The organism is Maribacter luteus (assembly GCF_009674825.1).
GTDB classification, from domain to species: Bacteria; Bacteroidota; Bacteroidia; order Flavobacteriales; family Flavobacteriaceae; genus Maribacter_A; species Maribacter_A luteus.
This window is the reverse complement of record NZ_WKJH01000002.1, coordinates 21,989-44,027: the sequence shown is the minus strand read 5'-3', so window position 1 is coordinate 44,027 and position 22,039 is coordinate 21,989. Positions and strand designations below refer to the sequence as shown.

The 22,039-nt window shown below is 40.3% G+C and carries 21 protein-coding genes; 11 read left to right on the top strand and 10 right to left on the bottom strand.

Going from position 1 to position 22,039, the window contains the following annotated elements; translation table 11 throughout:
• Nucleotides 1–19: 19 nt before the first annotated feature.
• Complete coding sequence (locus tag GJ691_RS03385; RefSeq protein ID WP_154363789.1) at nucleotides 20–931, bottom strand: FecR family protein; 912 nt, start codon at nucleotides 929–931, stop codon at nucleotides 20–22.
• A gap of 81 nt (nucleotides 932–1,012) precedes the next feature.
• Complete coding sequence (locus tag GJ691_RS03380) at nucleotides 1,013–1,525, bottom strand: RNA polymerase sigma factor (protein ID WP_154363787.1); 513 nt, start codon at nucleotides 1,523–1,525, stop codon at nucleotides 1,013–1,015.
• Nucleotides 1,526–1,629: 104 nt separating this feature from the next.
• Here GJ691_RS03380 and GJ691_RS03375 point away from each other — a divergent pair, with 104 nt between their 5' ends.
• From GJ691_RS03375 to GJ691_RS03345, 7 genes are all read left to right on the top strand, one after another.
• The gene (locus GJ691_RS03375; protein ID WP_246200109.1) at nucleotides 1,630–3,393 is read left to right on the top strand and encodes a hypothetical protein; all 1,764 of its coding nucleotides are present in this window, start codon (nucleotides 1,630–1,632) and stop codon (nucleotides 3,391–3,393) included.
• Between the two features lie 332 nt (nucleotides 3,394–3,725).
• A complete protein-coding gene (gene ffh, locus GJ691_RS03370; protein WP_154363785.1) occupies nucleotides 3,726–5,066 on the top strand; it encodes a signal recognition particle protein in 1,341 nt (446 codons plus the stop codon).
• A 25-nt stretch (nucleotides 5,067–5,091) separates the two neighbouring features.
• Entirely contained in the window at nucleotides 5,092–5,976 is an 885-nt protein-coding gene (locus tag GJ691_RS03365) for a bifunctional 5,10-methylenetetrahydrofolate dehydrogenase/5,10-methenyltetrahydrofolate cyclohydrolase (protein ID WP_154363783.1), read from the top strand.
• A gap of 99 nt (nucleotides 5,977–6,075) precedes the next feature.
• Nucleotides 6,076–8,121 carry a M13 family metallopeptidase gene (locus tag GJ691_RS03360; protein WP_154363781.1) on the top strand — a complete coding sequence of 682 codons (2,046 nt, stop codon included), beginning with the start codon at nucleotides 6,076–6,078 and terminating at the stop codon, nucleotides 8,119–8,121.
• A 235-nt stretch (nucleotides 8,122–8,356) separates the two neighbouring features.
• The gene (locus tag GJ691_RS03355; RefSeq protein ID WP_154363779.1) at nucleotides 8,357–10,093 is read left to right on the top strand and encodes an alpha/beta hydrolase-fold protein; all 1,737 of its coding nucleotides are present in this window, start codon (nucleotides 8,357–8,359) and stop codon (nucleotides 10,091–10,093) included.
• A gap of 200 nt (nucleotides 10,094–10,293) precedes the next feature.
• Complete coding sequence (locus tag GJ691_RS03350) at nucleotides 10,294–11,163, top strand: alpha/beta hydrolase (protein WP_246200108.1); 870 nt, start codon at nucleotides 10,294–10,296, stop codon at nucleotides 11,161–11,163.
• 8 nt (nucleotides 11,164–11,171) lie between these two features.
• The gene (locus GJ691_RS03345; protein ID WP_154363777.1) at nucleotides 11,172–11,360 is read left to right on the top strand and encodes a hypothetical protein; all 189 of its coding nucleotides are present in this window, start codon (nucleotides 11,172–11,174) and stop codon (nucleotides 11,358–11,360) included.
• Between the two features lie 58 nt (nucleotides 11,361–11,418).
• On the opposite strand, the gene GJ691_RS19470 is transcribed toward GJ691_RS03345, so the two are convergent.
• The 4 genes from GJ691_RS19470 to GJ691_RS03325 form a co-directional block, all read right to left on the bottom strand.
• Nucleotides 11,419–11,841: a VOC family protein gene (locus tag GJ691_RS19470; RefSeq protein ID WP_179955018.1), complete on the bottom strand. Its 423-nt coding sequence runs from the start codon at nucleotides 11,839–11,841 to the stop codon at nucleotides 11,419–11,421.
• A gap of 67 nt (nucleotides 11,842–11,908) precedes the next feature.
• On the bottom strand, nucleotides 11,909–12,748 hold the full coding sequence (locus GJ691_RS03335; protein ID WP_154363773.1) for an alpha/beta fold hydrolase: 840 nt from the start codon (nucleotides 12,746–12,748) through the stop codon (nucleotides 11,909–11,911).
• Between the two features lie 55 nt (nucleotides 12,749–12,803).
• Entirely contained in the window at nucleotides 12,804–13,358 is a 555-nt protein-coding gene (locus tag GJ691_RS03330; protein WP_154363771.1) for a hypothetical protein, read from the bottom strand.
• 5 nt (nucleotides 13,359–13,363) lie between these two features.
• On the bottom strand, nucleotides 13,364–14,869 hold the full coding sequence (locus GJ691_RS03325) for a helicase HerA-like domain-containing protein (protein ID WP_154363769.1): 1,506 nt from the start codon (nucleotides 14,867–14,869) through the stop codon (nucleotides 13,364–13,366).
• Between the two features lie 74 nt (nucleotides 14,870–14,943).
• On the opposite strand from GJ691_RS03325, the gene GJ691_RS03320 reads away from it, so the two are divergent.
• Nucleotides 14,944–15,576, top strand: coding sequence for a 7-carboxy-7-deazaguanine synthase QueE (locus GJ691_RS03320; protein WP_154363767.1), 633 nt, complete (start codon nucleotides 14,944–14,946; stop codon nucleotides 15,574–15,576).
• 60 nt (nucleotides 15,577–15,636) lie between these two features.
• Here the strand turns inward: GJ691_RS03320 and GJ691_RS03315 are convergent, their stop codons facing one another.
• On the bottom strand, nucleotides 15,637–16,458 hold the full coding sequence (locus GJ691_RS03315; protein WP_154363765.1) for a hypothetical protein: 822 nt from the start codon (nucleotides 16,456–16,458) through the stop codon (nucleotides 15,637–15,639).
• A gap of 42 nt (nucleotides 16,459–16,500) precedes the next feature.
• On the bottom strand, nucleotides 16,501–17,214 hold the full coding sequence (locus tag GJ691_RS03310) for a class I SAM-dependent methyltransferase (protein WP_154363763.1): 714 nt from the start codon (nucleotides 17,212–17,214) through the stop codon (nucleotides 16,501–16,503).
• Nucleotides 17,215–17,271: 57 nt separating this feature from the next.
• Between GJ691_RS03310 and GJ691_RS03305 the strand changes: the two genes are divergently transcribed.
• Together GJ691_RS03305 and GJ691_RS03300 are read left to right on the top strand one after the other, a co-directional pair.
• A complete protein-coding gene (locus tag GJ691_RS03305) occupies nucleotides 17,272–17,793 on the top strand; it encodes a DUF2059 domain-containing protein (protein ID WP_154363761.1) in 522 nt (173 codons plus the stop codon).
• Nucleotides 17,786–18,277: a YkgJ family cysteine cluster protein gene (locus GJ691_RS03300; RefSeq protein ID WP_154363759.1), complete on the top strand. Its 492-nt coding sequence runs from the start codon at nucleotides 17,786–17,788 to the stop codon at nucleotides 18,275–18,277. Before GJ691_RS03305 ends, GJ691_RS03300 begins: the two co-directional genes overlap by 8 nt.
• A 2-nt stretch (nucleotides 18,278–18,279) precedes the next feature.
• Here GJ691_RS03300 and GJ691_RS03295 read toward each other — a convergent pair whose 3' ends face one another.
• Entirely contained in the window at nucleotides 18,280–19,410 is a 1,131-nt protein-coding gene (locus GJ691_RS03295) for a hypothetical protein (protein ID WP_179955017.1), read from the bottom strand.
• A gap of 118 nt (nucleotides 19,411–19,528) precedes the next feature.
• Nucleotides 19,529–20,767 (bottom strand): exo-beta-N-acetylmuramidase NamZ family protein, encoded by a 1,239-nt coding sequence (locus GJ691_RS03290; RefSeq protein WP_154363757.1) that lies wholly within the window; start codon nucleotides 20,765–20,767, stop codon nucleotides 19,529–19,531.
• Between the two features lie 3 nt (nucleotides 20,768–20,770).
• Here GJ691_RS03290 and GJ691_RS03285 point away from each other — a divergent pair, with 3 nt between their 5' ends.
• Nucleotides 20,771–22,009 carry an ABC transporter permease gene (locus tag GJ691_RS03285; RefSeq protein ID WP_154363755.1) on the top strand — a complete coding sequence of 413 codons (1,239 nt, stop codon included), beginning with the start codon at nucleotides 20,771–20,773 and terminating at the stop codon, nucleotides 22,007–22,009.
• Nucleotides 22,010–22,039: the final 30 nt, after the last annotated feature.

Sequence of the window (22,039 nt, the reverse complement as noted above, 5' to 3'; positions counted from 1 at the left end):
TATAATGGTTAAAAGTGGTTTATGGTGCACTTTCGGCATAGAACAACACTTTATTTCCTTCTAATTTAAACTTAAGGTGAGAAGGTACGCTAATACTTTGTAACGCCAAATCTGTATCTGTGTTGCTAAAAGTGCCGGTAAAAACTTTATCCAAGTCTATATTTTGGGTTTCTACCATTACATTATGTTGTCTTTGAAATTCATCCAAAACATATTTAAGGGGTATGCTTTTGAAACTACTTTCCTTATTCACCCATGAAGGCATTGGGCTATTTGGTTTTTCTGCGTTAACGATATTGCCATCAATGACCATGAAAGATGTTCCTGCGGGCAATTTGGTTTCCTTGCCTTTATAGGTGACACTCACCAAGCCTTCGAAACAAGTAACTTCGAAGAATCCATCGCGATTCTCAACATTGAACTGTGTGCCCAGAACGGCCACCGTTCCTTGCTCTGTAGATACAGTAAAACGTTTGCCTTTAGCCACTTTAAAGAAAGCCTCCCCATTTAAGGATACATTTCTTTTTTTATCCCACTTTCTAGAACTGAAAGATAGTTCCGAATCAGCATTCATTATTATTTTTGAGGAATCTGGAAGAAGTACTTCTTTGCTTTGTGCATATTGGGTGGTGAAATTTTCATCCAATGTATTCAAGTAAAAATAAGATCCGATCATGATAACGGCCACAGCGGCCGCAACCTTCAAGAATCTTCTAAAAGGTTTTAATCCGATTACTTTCGGTTCGTTGAGTGTTCTTCGGTTCTTTACGGCCTCCAAGGCATTATCAATATCAAATTCAGGTGCTTTCAGAGAGTTTGAAGCCCCTACGATTTGCTCATAGGAAGCATACTCGTCAGATTTTTTGAATGCTGCGAGCTCCTCTTCAGTGAGTTCGTTGTTGAGCCATTTTGCCAAGTAATTCTCTTGCATTATTTCTTCCTTTACTATGTTATAACAATCATGGTTGTAAAAACCCTACCTTATACCGTATAATCGATAATTCATTCTTACCTATATGCCTTCAATCTTATCTCTCAAGGACTTTAAGGCCAAGTGCATTCGTTTTTCTATAGCTTTAACACTTACTCCTTCCATTTCCGCGATTTCCGCGTATTTTTTGCCGTCGATCCTATTGAGTAGAAAAGTTATACGCTGATTTTCCGGCAGACCGTTCAATGCATTATCCAACTTTTTATTGAACTCTCCTTCTTCCATTACATATTCCGGAGTCTCATGGTCGGTGGTTTTGACCCGGTCGGCATATTTTAAACGAACTTTCTCGGCCTTTAACACGTTAAGATAAAGGTTGTTGGCTATAGTGTATACATAGGCCTTTGCTTTGGCAGGGGCAACTTTGCCGCAATTTTCCCAAAGTCTCGCAAAAGCTTCTTGTACAGCATCATAAGCCTTTTCTTCATTCCCATATTTATAATATATGTAATTGAAAACCGTTTTTGAATTGGCCTTGAAGAGTTCGCTGTATACCTCTTCATTACATACGTTGTCCTTAGTGTCGTTGTTCAAAACATTGGTTTTGTATCAAAGATATTTGAAAAAAATGAAACAGAGGGTAGGGTTTTTTTTAAGTGGGTTGTTTCAAGAGGGTACAAACAAAATACCAAATCGTTATGAAAAAGTTTTTTAGTTACGCATTTTACACAGGCCTACTGGTAATGGCGTTGAGTTTAACTTCATGTCAAGAAGAATTTGAACCGTTACCGGAAGAAGGTGTTGAAACGGAAGCGATTGCAGCAAGTTCATCAACGGCCAAACTAATAGAGGATACCTGCTCCAATGATGGGTCTTTTGATAATATCGTGGATGAGGCAAGTTGTTTCAATATCAATTTTCCGTATACGGTAAAAGTCAATGGGGTTGAGTTGACCATTAATGGCATAGAAGATCTTGGTGCTATCGAAGAGGTCTTTGATTCATTGGAAGATGATGAGGATATTCTCGATATTATATTTCCAATTACCATTACACTGGCTGATTATACCGAAATCACAATTGATGGAATCGATGATTTAAGGGAAATGGCCCAAGAATGTAAAGAAGAAGGTGAGGATGATGATATTGAATGTATCGACTTCGTTTATCCGATTACGATCTATACTTTCAACCTTAACAATGAAACCACGGGTAATGTTTCTGTAGAGAGTGATAAACAACTTAGACGGTTCTTTGCCGGCTTGGGCGAGAATGATCTGGTCAGTATGGATTTCCCCGTGACCTTAAAGCTTTATGACGAAAGTGAAATCATTGTGAATTCGAATGCAGAGTTGGCCATCGCCATTGAAAATGCAAGAGATCTTTGCGATGAAGACGACGACAACGATTATAACGATGATGATTTTACCCAAGAGGGCTTAGAGGATTATTTGATAGAATGTCCTTTATTGGTCAAAGAGGTGAAAAGGAACGATCAATCGCAAACCGAGCAATACATAGACTATGTCATGAATTTTGATGAAGATGGTTCGGTAACGGTCAAAGACTGGGAAGGAAATAACATGACAGGTGCATGGAGTACTAGGGAAACTGAATTCGGATTACTTCTTAAATTGGAGTTTGAGACGTTGGTCGATTTTAATTTGGAATGGTTCTTATATGATCAAGGAGAAGGAGTGGTTAAGCTACATGTAAGTGATGGGGATAGGATAATCCTGAAAAGTGGCTGCGACGTTATTAATGATGATCCCGATACCTTGAGGGGAGCCTTAAAAGAATGTAGTTGGATAATTAAACGTGTTTTCAATGACGATCAAGAAGTAAAAAGGTTGTTAGGTTTCGAATTCAACTTCGAGGCAGAAGGAGTTGTAACACTTAGTAATGACAATACGATATCCGAAGGAACATGGGATGTTACCACCAATGAACAAGGTAGGTTGGTTATGGCCATTACCATGGGGGATGAGCCGGGAGTAGATTTCGAGTGGCCATTGTCTTCTTTAGCTAACGAAAGGTTGAAGTTTGAAATTCCTGAGACTGATTATGAATTGGTTCTTGAAAGAAACTGTGACAACGATGAGAACGATAATGATGTAACTTGGATCAGGGGACTCTTCAATGATTCGCAATGGGAGCTGGCTTTGTTTTCCCAAAATGAAGATCCTTTGACCGAAGCCTATGGCGTTTTTACCTATGAATTCAATGTTGATGGTACTATTTCCGTACTTGATCAAGATGCAATCGCGATCAGTGTAGGTAATTGGTTTGTGTATCGAAACAGTGATGGTAAGTTGGAAATGATCATTCGTTTCGGATCGGATAGTAACTTCTATCCATTAGGTAATGATTACCTTGTGGTCGAGGTCACCGAAAACCGTTTAGAACTTAAACATGAGAATGAGTATGATGGTTACGACCGTCTTGTTTTCGAAAAGAAATAAATTTGGAACTCCCCGATGTACATTGCATCGGGGTTTCTTTTGTAGTTTGGAATGCGAACAATGTTCAGATTTTAAAATCAGATGAACAGATTGCTATGAAGTGAATATTTAATCTGATTCTTTGAACTGTAAAATAGATCGATCTTATTTTTGCCCCACAGTTTTTGAAAGCATCCATTTTAAATGGGTGCTTTTTTTGTCTTTAATAATCAATGGGTCAAGTAATCAGCGATTAATTAAATACTGAACAATCGACCATTGTTATTAACACTCCCTTGCCTAGGGGCGCTATATTTCTTTACTTTGCAATCCTCCGCTAATAAGGAAAGCATATGTTCGACAATTTAAGCGAAAAGTTAGATAAGGCCCTGCACGTTCTTAAGGGACATGGGCAGATTACAGAAATCAATGTTGCAGAAACGACCAAGGAAGTCCGTCGGGCTTTGTTGGATGCGGATGTCAACTTTAAGATAGCCAAGGAATTTACCAATCGGGTAAAAGAGAAAGCCTTGGGGCAAGATGTATTGACCACCTTGCAACCGGGCCAGTTAATGGTCAAGATCGTTAAGGATGAGCTTACACAGCTCATGGGTGGAGAAACCGAAGGGATTAATCTTTCGGGTACACCATCGATTATCTTAATGTCGGGGCTACAAGGTTCGGGTAAAACCACTTTCTCTGGCAAATTGGCGAATTATCTCAAAACGAAGAAAACAAAGAAACCTTTATTGGTAGCCTGTGATGTTTATCGTCCTGCGGCAATTGACCAGTTGCATGTGGTTGGTGACCAAATCGGTGTTGAGGTATATTCCGACAGGGAAAACAATGACCCGGTAGCTATAGCTAAAGCCGGTGTTGCCCATGCCAAGGCAAATGGCCATAATGTGGTTATCATCGATACCGCCGGTCGTTTGGCCGTAGATGAGAAGATGATGACCGAGATATCGAATATCCGTGATGCCATACAACCACAGGAAACCTTGTTCGTTGTAGATTCAATGACCGGTCAGGATGCCGTAAATACCGCAAAGGCCTTTAATGATGTCCTTAATTTTGATGGGGTGATTCTTACCAAATTGGATGGTGATACCCGTGGTGGTGCGGCCATATCTATTAAATCCGTGGTAGATAAACCTATTAAGTTCATCGGTACCGGGGAGAAGATGGAAGCCATCGATGTTTTCCATCCTTCGCGAATGGCCGATCGAATTTTGGGAATGGGTGACGTGATTTCATTGGTTGAAAGGGCCCAGGAACAGTTTGATGAGGAAGAGGCCCGAAAGATCCAAAAGAAAATCGCCAAGAACAAGTTCGGTTTTGATGACTTCCTTAACCAGATCCAACAGATCAAGAAAATGGGTAACATCAAAGATCTTATGGGTATGATTCCCGGAGCAGGAAAAGCATTGAAGGGATTGGATATCGATGATGACGCCTTTAAACATATCGAAGCGATTATTCATTCGATGACACCGGATGAGCGTTCTACACCATCAAAATTAAACGCCAGTAGAAAAAAGAGAATAGCCAAGGGTAGTGGTAGAACCATTCAAGAGGTAAACCAACTATTAAAGCAATTTGACCAAATGAGCAAAATGATGAAGATGATGCAAGGCGGTGGCGGTAAAAAAATGATGCAGATGATGGGTGGCATGAAAGGAATGCGTCCCTGATTTTAAAACCAACTAAATAGAACCAATGGAAATTCTAGACGGAAAGAAAATTTCAAATCAAATAAAGGATGAAATTGCGGCCGAGGTCGTCAAAATGAAGGAAAAGGGAGAGAAAGTTCCTCATTTGGCAGCTATCATCGTGGGTAATGATGGGGCTAGCCTTACTTATGTCGGTAGTAAAGTGCGTTCGTGCAAGCGGGTCGGCTTTGAATCTACCTTGGTGCAAATGCCAAGTACTACTTCTGAGATCGAATTGTTGAAAAAGATAAAGGAGTTGAATGAGAATACCGATATCGATGGTTTTATCGTACAATTACCATTACCTGACCAAATAGATACCCAAAAGGTAATCATGGCCATTGATCCAGATAAGGATGTAGATGGTTTCCATCCTACCAACTTTGGTAAAATGGCATTGGATATGAGCACCTTTATTCCGGCAACGCCATTCGGTATTTTGGAATTGCTCGAACGTTATGGGGTAGAGACCCAAGGTAAACATACCGTGGTTATTGGTAGAAGCCATATTGTTGGGCGCCCGATGAGTATTCTAATGGGCCGTAAGGGATTTCCGGGGAACTCCACGGTAACCCTCACCCATAGTAGAACCAAAAATATCACCCAGATTACTTCACAGGCCGATATTATTATCTCCGCCTTGGGCGTACCCAAATTCCTAAAGGCCGAAATGGTGAAAGACGATGTGGTCATCATCGATGTGGGTATAACCCGTGTTCCTGATGATACCAAAGAAAAAGGGTATTACATTACAGGGGATGTCGATTTTGAGCATGTGAGTAAAAAGGCATCTTATATAACACCGGTACCCGGCGGGGTTGGTCCCATGACCATTGCCATGTTGATGAAAAACACCTTATTGGCCCGCGAAAGACATAGAAGTAGAAGGTAGAAAAACTTTTATTGCAGTTTTGGGTATATTTATAAGATGGTTTTGTAACGAAATGCCAAAAGAACCGTCATACTTCATATCTAACTCAAAAAACAATAAATGAAAAATTCAATTGTCTTTAAAGCTACATTTTTGGCAATCGTTTTTACTGGAGTTTCCTGTAAAAATGAGGTCAAGGATGAACAACCTGAAAAAGCGGTTACTTCCGGAATTCTAACACAATATATGGACACCTTGGTTAATCCAGGGGATAATTTCACGGCCTACGTGAATGGTACCTGGGTGAAAAACACCGAAATACCGGCCGATAAGTCCTCGTATGGTGTTGGTTACATTGTACATGAAGAATCTGAGGATAATGTAAAGAAGATAATTGAAGAATCGGCCTCCGGAGATTTCGATGAGGGTTCCGATGAGCAAAAAGTAGGCGATTTATATAAGTCTTTCATGAATATTGAAAAGCGCAATGAACTAGGGATTTCACCGCTTATGGAAGATTTTGCCATAATAGATGCGATTAAGGATTATGATGACTTGGCCACCTATTTTGCCTACGCCAACAAGGTGGGGATAAATGTTCCTTTGGGGATTTTTATTTATCAGGATTTCAAGGATCCTACCATTTACACGGTGTACACTTGGCAAGCTGGATTGGGGTTGCCAGATCGTGAGTATTATCTAAAGGGTGATGAAAGGTCAAAGGAATTACGTTCCAAATATATAGCACACATTGAAAAGATGTTCGAATTGGCCAATTTACCTAATGGGGCGACTGCGGCAAAAAAAGTGATGGATTTGGAAACTGAAATTGCATCCAAACACATGGAAAAGGAAAAAACCCGTGATTTGGTTGCGCTGTATAACATGTTTCCAGTGGATACCTTGTCTAACATTATGCCCAAATTCAATTGGAAGGGTTTTTTAAGCGAGGCCGGTTTAGACAAGCAAGACAAATTGGGAGTCCTTATGTTGGATTATACGAAGGCGCTTGATGGCATTATCACATCAACAGATTTGAACACTTGGAAAACGTATTTAAAATGGAGTGTTTTGGATGCTAATTCTATGCGATTAACTGAAGCTTTGGATAATCAAAACTGGGAATTTTTCAGTAAAGAACTTAGAGGGACAAAAGAACAAAGACCTTTATGGCGTAGAGGTGTCTCAACCGTAAATGGAACATTAGGTGAGGTTGTGGGTAAGGTTTATGTAAAAAGACATTTTCCGCCCGAAGCAAAGGAACGAATGGAAACCTTGGTCGATAATCTATTAAAGGCGTATGAGGTAAGCATCAAGGATTTGGATTGGATGAGTGAAGACACCAAAAAAGAGGCCTTGGATAAATTAAGTAAGTTTACCCCGAAAATCGGATATCCTGATACATGGAAGGCCTACGATTTGGAAATAAAGGCAGATGATCTTTACGGTAATTTGAGAAGGTCCTCACTTATGGAATATGATAGGGAATTGGCCAAATTGGGCCAGCCCATTGATAAGACCGAATGGGGAATGACCCCACAGACCGTAAATGCCTACTACAATCCGACCATGAACGAGATTGTTTTTCCGGCGGCTATTTTGCAACCTCCGTTCTTTGATTTGAATGCTGAAGATGCGGTTAACTATGGTTCTATTGGAGCCGTTATTGGCCATGAGATCGGTCACGGTTTTGATGATATGGGAAGTACTTTCGATGGGGATGGGGCCATGCGTAACTGGTGGAGCGAAGCAGATAAAGAGGAGTTTAAAAAGCGAACTTCGGCATTGGTCGAACAATATAATGGTTTTGAAGTTTTACCTGATCTGTATATTAACGGTGAGTTTACCCTTGGTGAGAACATTGGGGATCTCGGCGGATTGAGTATTGCTTTAAAAGCCTATAAAATGTCGTTGGGGGATAAGGAGTCTCCCATTATCGATGGTTTTTCGGGAGATCAACGCGTTTTTATCGGGTATGCCCAATCCTGGAGGAACAAAGCAAGGGATGAATCACTACGGGTTCAGATAAATACCGATCCCCATTCCCCAGCAGACTTTCGGGTAAATGGCGTGGTCAGGAACATTCCTGAATTTTACACGACCTTTAATGTCAAAGAAGGCGATTCTTTATATTTGGCTCCTGAAGAAAGGGTAAAAATCTGGTAATATCCATTCCGAAAAATTAAGATCAAAACCCCAATTATGACGATTGGGGTTTTTTTATGTAATCAATATTTTATACAAAATGGGTATTGTGCCGGCTTAAGCTCATTTACTTTATCACGGTCGTAATCGACCATGTTATTCCTGTCTATAAATTAGAAAGCATCTAGGTCATATGTTGAGGGTTTGATTGGTTGGCTGTAAATGAGTACCTTTTTGGTAAAAATCAACCAGCCCTATGAAAAACCTCTTTCCTTTATCCTTTCTTGTTCTTATTAGTTTAATCGCATGCCAATCAAATCCAAATAATAAGAACAGGAACCAAATTACAGTATACTTTACCGAAACCGTTAACAACCAAGAACTGGATGGGCGTTTATTGCTTATGCTTTCCAATAACAATGAAAAAGAACCCCGGTTTCAGATCAATGACGGACTCAATACCCAATTGATTTTCGGAATCAATGTTGATGGCATGGCGGCAGGGGAGAACATGGTTTTTGACGATAGCGTTTTTGGGTATCCTTATCCAAGTTTAGGGGAAGTGCCTCCGGGGGAGTATTATGTACAGGCCTTGCTCCATGTGTATGAGACCTTTAATCTGTCAACCGGGCATACGGTTAAATTACCGATGGATAATGGTGAAGGACAACAATGGAACAAGTCACCCGGCAATTTGTATAGTAAACCTTTTAAGGTCACGGTAACAGAAGAGGGTATCAAGGATGTTAATGTGGTCATGGATGAGGTTATTCCACCTATTGAAGAACCTGCTGACACCGAATGGATAAAGCATATAAAAGTTAAATCGGAGAAATTGTCCGAATTCTGGGGAAGGGATGTCTATTTGGGTGCCCACATATTATTGCCTAAAGGTTTTGATGAACATCCTGAAGCCAAATATCCTCTAATGGTCTTCCATGGTCATTTCCCCTCCGATTTTGGAGGTTTTAGTACCACGCCACCTGATCCGAATATGAAACCTGAATATTCCGAACGTTTTGATATGGAAGGGTACAATATAGTTCAGGCACAGGAGTCCTACGATTTTTTTAAACGCTGGAACGAACCTGACTTTCCTCGTTTTTTGATTGTTGAAATACAACATCCTACTCCTTATTACGATGATTCCTATGCCGTGAATTCGGCCAGTCAAGGTCCTTATGGCGATGCCATCACTTATGAATTGATTCCTGAGATCGAAAAACAGTTCCGTGGTATGGGGGAAGGTTGGTCCCGATTTTTATACGGAGGTTCAACAGGAGGCTGGGAAGCCTTGGCCGTGCAGGTGAAATATCCTGAAGAATATAATGGTTGTTTTGCAGCTTGTCCCGACCCGATTGATTTTAGGGCGTATTGCCTTACCAATATCTATGAAGATGATAATGCATACTATTATGACAGTGAGCATAAAAAATTGGAAGTGCCATCCCATCGTAATTATCTAGGGCAAATCCAATCGACGCTTCGCCAAGGAAATCATCTGGAGCTGGTATTGGGCGATAAATCCAGATCGGGACAACAATGGGATATTTGGGAAGCTACCTATTCACCTCAAGGGGAAAACGGATATCCTGTTCGTATATGGGATAAAATGTCTGGGGATATAGATCATAAGGTTGCTGAATATTGGAAAGAGAATTACGATCTACGACATATTCTGGAACGGGATTGGGATAAATTAGGTAATCAACTAAAAGGAAAGATCCATATTTATTGTGGGGATATGGATAATTATTACCTGAACAATGCGGTATATCTTATGGAAGACTTTTTAGAAAGTACCACGGAACCCTATTATGGGGGAGAAGTGACCTACGGTGATAAGGCGGAGCATTGTTGGAATGGTGATCCAGAACAACCCAATGCCATTAGTCGTATGCACTATAATAGCATGTACGTACCGAAAATCATGAAACGCATTGCCGAAAGTGCTCCAAAAGGGGCCGATTTGGGCAGTTGGAGGTATAAATAGAATTTGAACATATTTAGAGGGTTTTGGGTTTGTATTTTGTCTGGAATCCCATTCCCTGATTTCTACGAAATAGGGTGGGGCCTGGGCAGGGCCTATATGGTTTTATAAATTGATTTTTATGTCCTGAAGATTATGATTCCGGTAAAGAATCTGGCCATATTTCATTACCTTGTAAGTTCATATTTTTAATGGTGATAATCATGTTTGGTATTAAAAGAATTCAGCTGGTATTTTGTCTTTTCTTAGGGGGTATGGTTGTGGCTAATGCCCAAAACGGTAAGGTTTTCGATAATCTGACCGTGAAAAGTAAAATCCTGAAAAGCGAGCGTAAGTATTCGGTTTATCTTCCGCCGGACTATGAGACTTCTGAACGAAGTTATCCCGTGTTATATTTATTGCATGGTGCGGGGGATGACCAAACAGGTTGGGTGCAATTCGGTGAGATTTTGAGAATTGCGGATAACGCCATAAAGGATGGTTCCGCCACTCCCATGGTTATTGTAATGCCTGATGCGAATACGGGTAAAAGAGGGTATTTTAATCAAGGTGACGATTGGCGATATGAGGATTTCTTTTTTGAGGAATTATTACCCTATGTTGAACAGGAATATCGTATAAAAGGTGAAAAAAGGTTTCGAGCCATAGCCGGACTATCAATGGGAGGGGGAGGTTCTTTCATGTACGCCATGCACCATCCCGAATTGTTTTCCTCTGCTTGTCCGTTAAGTGCATATGTTGGTCCTTTGACCTTGGAAGAACAAAAAGCTAGATATCCTGTTATTGAAGGGGAACATTCCGAGGAGGACGTTGTAGCATATTTTAGAAGGCATAACGCATTGAATTTAATGGATAGTGTTTCGGTTGAAGATTTGAAGTCCGTTCGGTGGTACATTGATTGTGGAGACGATGATTTTTTATATGAAGGGAATAGTTTGGTTCATATCGCTATGCGAAAGAAAGAGGTTCCCCATGAATATAGGGTTCGTGAAGGAGGCCATAGTTGGACGTATTGGCGGCAATCCTTGCCTGAGGTATTACGATTTGTTTCCCAAGCCTTCCATCAATATTAGAGTATAGAATGAACAAGAAAAGATTATTTATACAAGTAGCTGCGGCGATTGTGCTGTACGTGGTAATTTCCTTGATATTGGAAAAGGAATATACACAACCTGTCATCATCAGGGAAATCTTGGAAGGCGTCGTTTTTGGACTTTTATATGGGGTGTTCGTTTATTTTCGGGAAAAATTTAAGAATAAAAAGGAGTAATAGGTATCGGCAATTCTACCGCAACCTACATACAGTTGTGCAGAACCCATCAATTGCGTTACTTCGCGAACAACTGCGATATATCCTTGAATGCCTTGAATTCCAGTGCATTTCCGGCAGGATCTAAGAAGAACATAGTTGCTTGTTCACCTACAAGCCCCTCAAACCGTATGTAGGGTTCAATGATAAAATCCACTCCTTTAGTTTTCAGTTCCTCGGCAAAGCTTTTGAAAACCTCCCACGGTAAAACCACACCATAATGGGGTACGGGAACATTTTTCCCATCTACGGCATTGGTGTGCAGTGCTTCTTCGGATTTAGGTTTGTAATGAATGACCAATTGGTGCCCGAATAGGTTGAAATCTACCCAGTGGTCGCTGCTACGACCTTCTTCACAATTTAAGACTTCCCTGTAGAAGATGCGGCATTCATCTAAATTATGGACAGGAATGGCAATATGGAAAGGAGCTATATTTTGCATGGAAAGAGGTTTTTGGTCTAAACGCTTTAAATGATTCTGGATTATTCCCCTTAAAAATACCGATTTCCTAGGTATTTAAAAAGTCAATGATCTTTAGGTTCACATTATCCTGATGCATGGAATGTCCTAGGCCTTTGGTAACATATAAATAACTGTTCTCCCATTGGGCGTGGACCTTCTCCGAAGCGATGAAAGGTGCTATCGGGTCTTCCTTATCATGGATCACCAGACCTTTTTTAGGTAAATGACCTTTGAATTTCGAGGTTGAAAAATCTTTGATCCCAAATCCGTAAATTTCATTAAGGTATTCATTTAACCCTTCAAGTACCTTATCATTGAAACGCAATAGTCTTTGATAATGGTTCATGATATCTTCGAGATCGGAAGGGGCACCAATAGTAATGAGCTTTTCCGTAATCCTATTCGGGTATTTTTCCTCATGATATAAAGTGGTCATGCCACCCATAGAATGACCTATGACATATTTTGGCTTATATTGGTCGATTATGGCTTGGGTACATTCCGTATACAAAGGAACGTTCAATATTTTGCCTGTTGAATATCCTTGGGCGGGAGCGTCAAATGCGATGATGTTATAGTCTTCTTTCTTTAAATACGAAATAAGGTTTCTCCAGCGAAAGACATTGCTTTCCCATCCGTGGATTAAAAGTACGGTCTCTTTATTTCCTTTCCATTGATAGGTCTGCAGTTCAAGGCCGTTTGTTTTGATCCTATTGCTTTTGGCTTCATCCAAAAATTCCCGTTGCAGATCGAGAACCTTCCCTTTTCTAGGGGTACAGAATAGCATAAAGGCTTTTTCGGCTGCCTTTTTTTTTGCAATGTGGGACCAAAGATTAAAATAAGCACCATAAAATATGGGGATGTACTTATTAAGGATTTTGCTCATATGTTAAACAGTAAGGAATTGTGGGCATTTGTTACGGATAGGTTAGGTCAGTAGCCTATTCCCATGCGATCATCAAATATTTGATTTTTGCATTGTCCGGAACTTGAACGGCTTCGATATTTGGGCTGGAAACATATCTAAGGCTCTCGGGCAATTGGCTTTTGTCTATGGTAAAATAAACATCACTATCCTTTACGAAAATGATGATGTTGTTTATTGAGGTAACGATTTTTTGAATCGTATATTTTTCTTTGATATCCTTGAAGGTGCTGTTCAGGCCTATGCCTTTCTCGGTTTCAAATCGGGGGTCGTTTACCCTTACATTCTGTATTTTGGGTATGCTATCTAAACTAGGGGTCAGGGTCAATAAATGATTGCCTCCCTTTTCATATACTTTTATACTTCTTGCTCCTAGTCCTGAAGCCAGTTTCATGGTGTCCTTTACGATGGAATCTTGATAGAAAATCAGGTCCAGATCCCGAACCAAACTTATCTTTTCAAGTTTACCCACACTATTGTTGGTGATAAGGAAACTCGTATCCTTTTCTTTTTGGCATTGTACCATTACCGCAAGGATACAGATGCCCATAACTAAAGTTATCTTTTTCATTTCTATTAACGCATTACCTTTTTTAACACTCCTAATACGCCACGAATAAACGTGGCACTGGTCAAGACTTTGATAACGGGATTCTGCCTCGTACTCCTTCGTGTTGTAGTTCTTCTGCTTGTTGGCTTTTCTTTTTCTTTTTCGGCCTCTTTCTCGGCTTTTTCTATTTTTTCATTCAAGATTTCGTAGGCACTTTCCCTATCGATTTCTTCATTGTATTTAGGTACTAAACCGGAACTTTTGATGACAGCGTTCAATTCCTTTTCCGTTAGAACATCCATACGGCTCATTGGTGCGCGCAATAACGTGGCTGCCAATGGGGTCGGTCGTCCTTTTTCATCCAAGGCCGATATCAGCGCCTCCCCGATTCCTAGTGAAGTCAAGACCTCTTTTGTGTCATAGAATTCGGATATAGGATAGTTTTCCGCTGTTAATTTAATCGCCTTTCGGTCCCTCGCGGTAAAGGCACGTAAAGCGTGCTGAACTTTTAGTCCCAACTGTGCAAGTACCTCATTCGGTACATCGGTAGGGTTTTGGGTAACGAAATAGAGGCCGATACCTTTAGAACGAATCAATTTTACGATACTTTCAATCTGATCTAGTAAAGCTTTTGAAGCTTCCTTGAAAATCAAATGTGCCTCATCTATGAAGAGGATAAGTTCTGGTCTATCACTATCTCCCTGCTCAGGAAAGGTTGCGTATATCTCGGCCAAAAGGCTCAGCATGAATGTAGAGAACAATTTGGGGCGATCTTGTATATCGGTCAAACGTAGAATATTAATATATCCCCTGCCATTTTCATCGATTCGGGTCAAATCATCTACTTCGAAGGATTTTTCACCAAAGAACAGGTCGGCACCTTGTTGTTCCAATTCTATGATTTTACGTAAAATAGTACCTGTAGAACTTGTTGAAATTCGACCATAATCCTTGGTGAATTCTTTTTTGCCCGTTCCTGTAGCGTATTGAAGTACTTTTTTGAAATCCTTTAAATCCAGTAGCGGTAATTTGTTGTCATCGCAGTATTTGAATACCACGGCAACGATACCTTCTTGGGTTTCGGTCAAATCCAAAATCCTGGAAAGGAGTGTAGGGCCGAATTCAGAAACCGTGGCACGTAATTTTACACCGTCCTGTTCTGAAAGTGAAAGTATTTCCACAGGAAAACTATTGGCTTCAAAAGGGATGCCGATTTTAGCATGCCGTTCATCTATTTTTGGGTGTCCGGGGCTCGGCTGGGCGAGTCCGCTAAGGTCACCTTTTAGATCCATCAGCAAAACAGGAATTCCCTTATCCGATAAATTCTCGGCGAGTACCTGGAGCGTTTTGGTTTTTCCCGTTCCTGTTGCCCCTGCGATCAAACCATGGCGGTTCAAGGTTTTTAGGGGTATTTTAACCAAGGCATTTGTAACGGCTTCACCATTAAGCATCGCCGCTCCCATGGTAATTGAATCTCCTTTTGTGGCATATCCTTTTTCGATATGCGCAAAGAATTCGTCTTTGGTACTCATAAGGTCTAATTTTCGATAAAAATAGGGCATTTTTAGGCAACAATAAAACGATTGGTAAGTACTATCTTTGCCAAATGATTAAAGATGATGTTTTAGAATTGGTAAACAAGGGATTGATGCTTCCGTTAATGGAGGAATTTTATACCATTCAAGGTGAAGGTTTCCATAAAGGGACCGCTGCTTATTTTATTCGTGTAGGTGGTTGTGATGTGGGCTGTCATTGGTGTGATGTGAAAGAAAGTTGGAATGCCGAGACACATCCTCCAACAGCTATTGAAAGTATTGTGGAAAAAGCGGTGACGTATTCCGATACGATTGTCGTAACGGGAGGTGAACCTTTGACATGGGATATGGGGCCTTTGACCAAGGCATTGAAGGCGAAAAATGTACAGACCCATATTGAGACTTCCGGAGCCTACCCGCTTAGTGGTGAATGGGATTGGATCTGTCTTTCCCCGAAAAAAAACAAATTACCGACAGGTGTAATCTATGATAAGGCACATGAATTAAAGGTGATCGTTTACAATAAGCACGATTTTATTTTTGCAGAGGAGCAGGCGGCGAAGGTGAATAAGGATTGTATTCTGTACTTGCAACCTGAATGGAGCGTACGTGATAAAGTGATGCCCATGATCGTTGATTTTGTTATGAAAAACCCGAAATGGAAGGTGTCCTTACAAACGCACAAGTATCTGAATATTCCGTAGACCGGAGTCAGTAGTCAGTAAGCAGTGAAAAGTAAGCACCGGTAAGTGGTACTGTTAAATTTATCTACCACCATTGGCCTGCAGGTCTAAAACGCATTCATCGCCTAGTTCGGGAATGGAAACAAGACCTTTGGCGGCCCTATTCTGTAAAAATTTCCCCATACTGGTGCCAAATTGCAATTCAGCACGCATAAGGCATCCTTCTTCGGTACAATGGTTGTCCCCAATTTCATTACCGTCATCATCTGTCGTAGTCCCTTCATGGTCGTTTACGGGTGTGGAGCCTATATTGACAAGACCCATCAAATGGCCGAACTCGTGGTTTAAGGTTGCAGTTTCTACATCGTCGATATCAACGGCAAAGCTTTTGTTGGCCAAGGTTCTGATGGTTTCTTCATAAATGACCATAGAGGTATTCCAATATACCGCACCTAAAGTAACCAGGTCTTCGTCCTCTATATCATCTTCTGAAGGGGCATCGGTAAAATATATATAAATGCCAAGGGTGCTTCCATCATTGTAGATAGTTCTATTTTCTTTTTCCAGATCATCAATTTCTTCTAACGTCAACTTTTCTTCGTTTGGGGAATCCAGTTCGGTATATATCAATTCAATATCCTCTTTGAAGGAATATTTTTTAAGGAATGCAATAAAATCCGTCATCGCATTTGTTGTGGGTTTATAACCGGTTACATATGCGATTTCTATTTTAAGCTTGTCGAATGTATTATTCGATAGGATATCATTGGCAGAAGCGCCAGAAGTTTTATAATTGGCCGAATAATCTATTTTATTTTGATCAACGGAATCGTTCGAATCTTTTGAGCAACTGTTTATCAGCCCAAAAAATATAAACAGTAATGCCCAAAGTCGATTTTTCATAGCTTGTTTTTATAAAATAACGTATTAAGAATTGAATTGGTATTATAAATGTGTTAAACGGGCCAAATAATCGAAATGCTCACCCTCACATATGAGTTCACATTTCAGTTTGGCATCTGAGGCCGCATTATTCAAGGTGTTATAATCCAAGTATAACCAAGGGAATAATGAACTTGTGGCTCCTTTATACTGCATGGTGAAATCCACTTCCCCGTAATAGGTTTCTATTTCGGGTTTCCAATCCCCATCGGACTCATCTTCATCCTCAAACATATAAATGATATCCGAAGAATCCAACAATATCTGTGCATTTGGCAGCATCAGCGATTTAAAATGTTCCAAATAGGTTTTTAATAACTCCAACTTTCCTGCAATGCCAATGCCGTTCATAAGTAGGAGCAAGGTATCGTATTTTTGGTTCCTATACTCCAATACAGAAGTGCAAACGGTATTTTTCACCCCTCTTGAACCACAGCATTCAATAGCACCTGCCGAATGGTCAAGAGCCGTGACCTGAATACCTTTTTCTTGCAGGTAAAGACTATGGCTACCGGCCCCACACCCAATGTCCAGAACAGAACCTTTACATAGATCAAGAGCCTTTTGTTCAATTTTCGGCATTTGGTCATAGGTCCTGAACAGATATGGCACAGGAATTGTATCCTGTTCATCCAAAGATGAATAGGTAGCGATATCCTCGGTGTAATTGCCGTTGAGATAATCCATTAGAGCCAAGCCGAAAACATCGGTGTTCATATAATTCGTAATTTGCAAACAAAATTGGGGCTTTTAGTCCGTTATAAAAAACCGAATATGCAGCAATTTAAAATATTATTTTTTTGTTTTCTTTTTGTCCCTACGGTCTTCATGGCCCAGGACTCCGATTTCTCAAATGATGTAAAGGATTATTTGGAATCCAATGGTAGTATGCAGCAATATGAATATGCCTATGACCAATTGATGATCATGATGGAAGGGCGCTACCCAAAAAGTGAAGGTAATAAACAGGGGTGGTCTTATTTGGAGGAGAATAAGCCGAAGGCATTGGCAGATATAAAGAACTTAATGGTTCCTATTTACCAAGCTAATTTTACCCAAGGGGAAATAAAACAAATGGCAGCTTTTTACAAATCGGAAGCCGGGGTTTTATTGATTACGGATCGCGCAAAAATGACCGAGGTCCACAAAGAGGAATTAAATACTTTTTATAACTCGGCTGTTGGTCAAAAGATAATAAGCAAACAAGAAGTGCTAACGACCGAAATTTCAAAGGTATCCGAGGGATGGAGCCGTGATTTGTACGAAACTTCGATGAGTCTTTTGAAGAATGGATGAGGTTATAAAGCAACTTCCTAAGAAAGCTGCTGAAAAGCATAAGGAAAACAAGAAATTCTTCACCAAATTAAAGAAGAGACCACCAAAGAATCTTGACTATGTGATGCAAGAATTGCACGAGGCCGAATTTCAGCGAACTGATTGTTTGGACTGTGCCAATTGTTGTAAGACCACAGGACCTCTTTTTACCAATAATGATATTGAGCGCATTGCAAAGTTTTTTAGAATGAAGCCCAAAAAATTCATTGGCCAATTTTTACGGGTCGATGAGGACAGTGATTATGTGCTACAGGAAGTGCCCTGTACTTTTTTGGGAGCGGATAACCTTTGTTCAATATATGATGTTCGACCCAAGGCATGTCGGGAGTTTCCGCATACCGATCGCAAAAAATTTCAGCAGATCAGTAATCTTACCATGAAGAACGTTGCCATTTGCCCTGCCGCGTTCAATATTGTGGAAGAAATGAGGAAAAAGTTGGCTTAAATCTATTCAATGGTTGAATTCGTCACTTCTATTGGCGTATCACTGTGCATGGAAATACTTGGGTAAACAGGATACCATGAACCACCTATATTGTTGCTGATTACCGAGTTGTCTATTCTAATATTACCGGAATGGTCGTTGCTGACAAAAAATATGGATGAACCATATGCAATTACCTCGTTCTGTTCTATCAATGATCCTAAAACGGTTAAGGTCATGGTATTTCCATCATTATAAATGGCGCCACCACTACCACCTCCCGGTGTTCCTGATTGGGCCGGATTTCCACCATTTCCTATAGCTTTATTATAGGAGAGCAAACTATTGATAATGGTCCATGAGACACCGATACTGCTTAACGCCCCACCGTTGGAGCCTGTGTTCCCATAACCTTGCATACCGCCAAAAGTGCTGTTTACGATATACACGGGTAAATTGTTATACTGGCTAAATACTCGAATGGCACCACCACCAACATCCGGTCCGGTACTTGCACAAACATTATTGAAAAATCGACAATTTACGGCTTTGAACCTTCCCCCTCGTACCCAAATAGCCCCACCGCCATCATATTCGGTTTCATTGATCGAATTGCCATCTGCAAAGGTGATATTTTGAACCGTTAGCCTAGGGTGGTCTTGATCCTGGCAATGATCGGTTGTCCATACTTGATCGGGGTCGCAGGTGTTCATGTACAAAATTCGATTAGTTCCGTTTCCACTTAAGGTTACTAATCCCCCTCCATCTATAATTACATCCCTGTTGGCATCGTTGAATACCTTGGCGGTCTTGTCCATAATAATGGTGATTGGGTCAGGACCGCAATCAAAAGTTATTTTACCGCCTTTGGCGACAGCATCAACAACAGCATCACACGTACAGCTTTCTGGAGTGCCATCACCGACTATCGAGTCGGGATTCGTTACATCTTCAGTCCCAGCTTCTGCGGGGATTGGGGAGTCTCCATCTGGATTTCCGGCGGCAGGACCGTTTTCTGGATTTTCCAACGGATTTAGAACTTCTATGCTCGGTTCTAAATTTTCGTCATTGGAGCAATTGGTCAAAGTGAACGTTACTGTACAGAAAACCATTAGCTTAATAAGCTTACTGATTTGGGAATTAAGTGCTTGCATTTTTTCACGACGTTAGTATTAAAGATAACGTGTGGGATTTTAGATAATTGTTTAAAATTATGGTTTGTGTATCCTTGGATTTTAAAAGTTGTCGGGTGAAAATAAATCCTTGAAAGGCTTATTCGTATAAGAGATGTTTTTTCCTAATAGCCTTGAATTTTTCTAAATCTTCTTGCCAAGAGGCCTTTATTTGTGCTTCTGATTGTCCGGCTTGTATTTGTTCCTGTAATTTGGTAGTTCCGGCATGTTTTGTAAATCCGTCCGTAATGAAGAATTTGGATTTATCCGTTGAGTTTTCATAAGCATCGATGATCCACTTCATTGATACCTCGTTCATTCTAGGAGTTTCTGAAAGATCCATTCCATAGCAGATCTTTCCATTTTCCTTAGGGCTTTTTGAGCCGAAGTTAGGTGTTGGTCGGTATTTGAAATCGTATTGTGTGCTATCCAGGAATGAGGCTCCATATCGTTGAAATTGAAATTCGGAACCCCGACCGGCATTGATGTTGGTGCCTTCGAACAAACCTAAACTCGGATAAAGGTTAATGGCGGTATCGTTAGGTAGGTTGGGGGAAGGCCGAATAGGAAGGCTATATTGCGAATCGTGGGAGTAATTTTTCAAGGGGATAACAGTTAGGTTAGCCTTGACCTTGTCTGTAAGCCATCCTTCTTCATTGATCATTTGGGCATATTCCCCTATGGTCATACCATAGACTAAAGGAATGGTGGTCATACCCAAAAAACCCGTATGTGCTGTTTCCATGGTTGGCCCATCTACATAATGTCCGTTTGGATTGGGGCGATCTAGAACCACAATGGGGATATCATTTTCGGCACATGCTTCCATTACCAATTGAAGTGTGGCGATATAGGTATAAAAACGAACTCCCACGTCTTGTATATCGAATAAGATAATATCTATATCCTGTAAAAGTTCTTTGGAGGGTTTACGGTTTTTTCCATAGAGTGAAATCAAGGGTAACCCTGTTTTGGTGTCTAGGCCATCCTTTACTTTTTCACCGGCATCTGCCTGTCCGCGAAATCCGTGTTCTGGTGCAAATACCTTTTTAATATCGATCTTACGGCTCAAGAGGGAATCTACAAGATGTGTGTGTCCATCTTCTTTGAAGATAACACTTGTGATGTTCGCTACCACGCCGACTTTTTTCCTTTTTAATAAACCAATATAATCTTCAGTGCTATTTGCGGCAACCACTATGGGTTTTATTTTAACCTCTTGGTTGCCCCCAATATTTGCATCAATACTATTTTTAGGCTGTTTTTCGGTGTTTCCACAACCTGACATAATTAAAACCCATAAGAAAACTGTATTTTTGAAACTGGATAAAAATGCCATAATTTGAATTTAGAATATTTTATAGCCAAACGACTCATTAGGGGTAAGGAGCATAAAATTAGCATATCTGCGCCAATAATAAAAATAGCGATTGCCGCTATTTCCATTAGTGTTTTTATGATGCTGATCGCTATAGCCACCGGGGTTGGACTTAAGCACAAGATTCGTGAAAAAGTTGCGGCCTTCAACGGTCATATCCAGATATATAATTATGACAACAACAATTCGGATGTTTCATTGGTACCCGTTTCAAAGGAGCAGGATTTTTATCCTAATTTCACTATTGTCGATGGTATTGTACATGTTCAAGCGGTAGCTACCAAAGGGGGTATAATAAGAACTGAAGAGACTTTCGAGGGGTTTATAGCCAAAGGGGTAGGATCCGATTTTAATTGGGGTATTTTCAAAGAATACTTGGTAGATGGTGTATTGCCAGATTACTCTGGGGATTTGAATACTGAGGTGTTACTGTCCAAATTAATGGCCAATAGGTTGCATTTGAAGGTCGGGGATTCTTTCTCGGCATTCTTTCCTAAAGAGGAAGATCCTTTGAAACCGAACCAAAGGCGGTTCAAAGTAGTTGGTATTTACGATAGTGGTTTTGAAGAGATCGATGGTATGTACGTTTTTGTTGATATTCGCCATATTCAACGCATGAACAAATGGGATGAGAACCAAGTAGGTAATTTTGAGGTTTTTCTCAATGGTTTTGATGATTTGGAACAGAAAAACAGGGAAATCTATGGTAAGATCTTATCAAATTTAGATACCCAGACGATTACGAATAAATATTATAAGATTTTCGAATGGATCGGGTTGTTCGATTTTAATATAGCCCTGATCATAGGTATCATGATTATCGTTGGTGGTATTAATATGATTACAGCTCTTTTGGTTTTGATCCTGGAACGGACCCAGATGATCGGAATTTTAAAAGCTTTGGGAACGGGAAACTGGAGTATTCGGAAAATATTCCTTTACAATGCCGCTTATTTAATTGCCATCGGACTTTTTTGGGGCAATCTCCTAGGGTTGGGTTTTATATGGTTACAGGGGAAATACCGATTCCTGAAATTCCCTAATCCTCAAGAGTATTATATGGAATATATTCCGGTTCATATTGATGTAGTCACTGTTGTACTCCTTAACCTGGGCGTATTGATCCTATGTTTGTTGATGCTGTTAGTACCCTCTTATATCATTACAAGGATAAGTCCGGTCAAGGCCATAAAATTTGAATAGAAAAACCGATCATAGAGATACACTTAATTT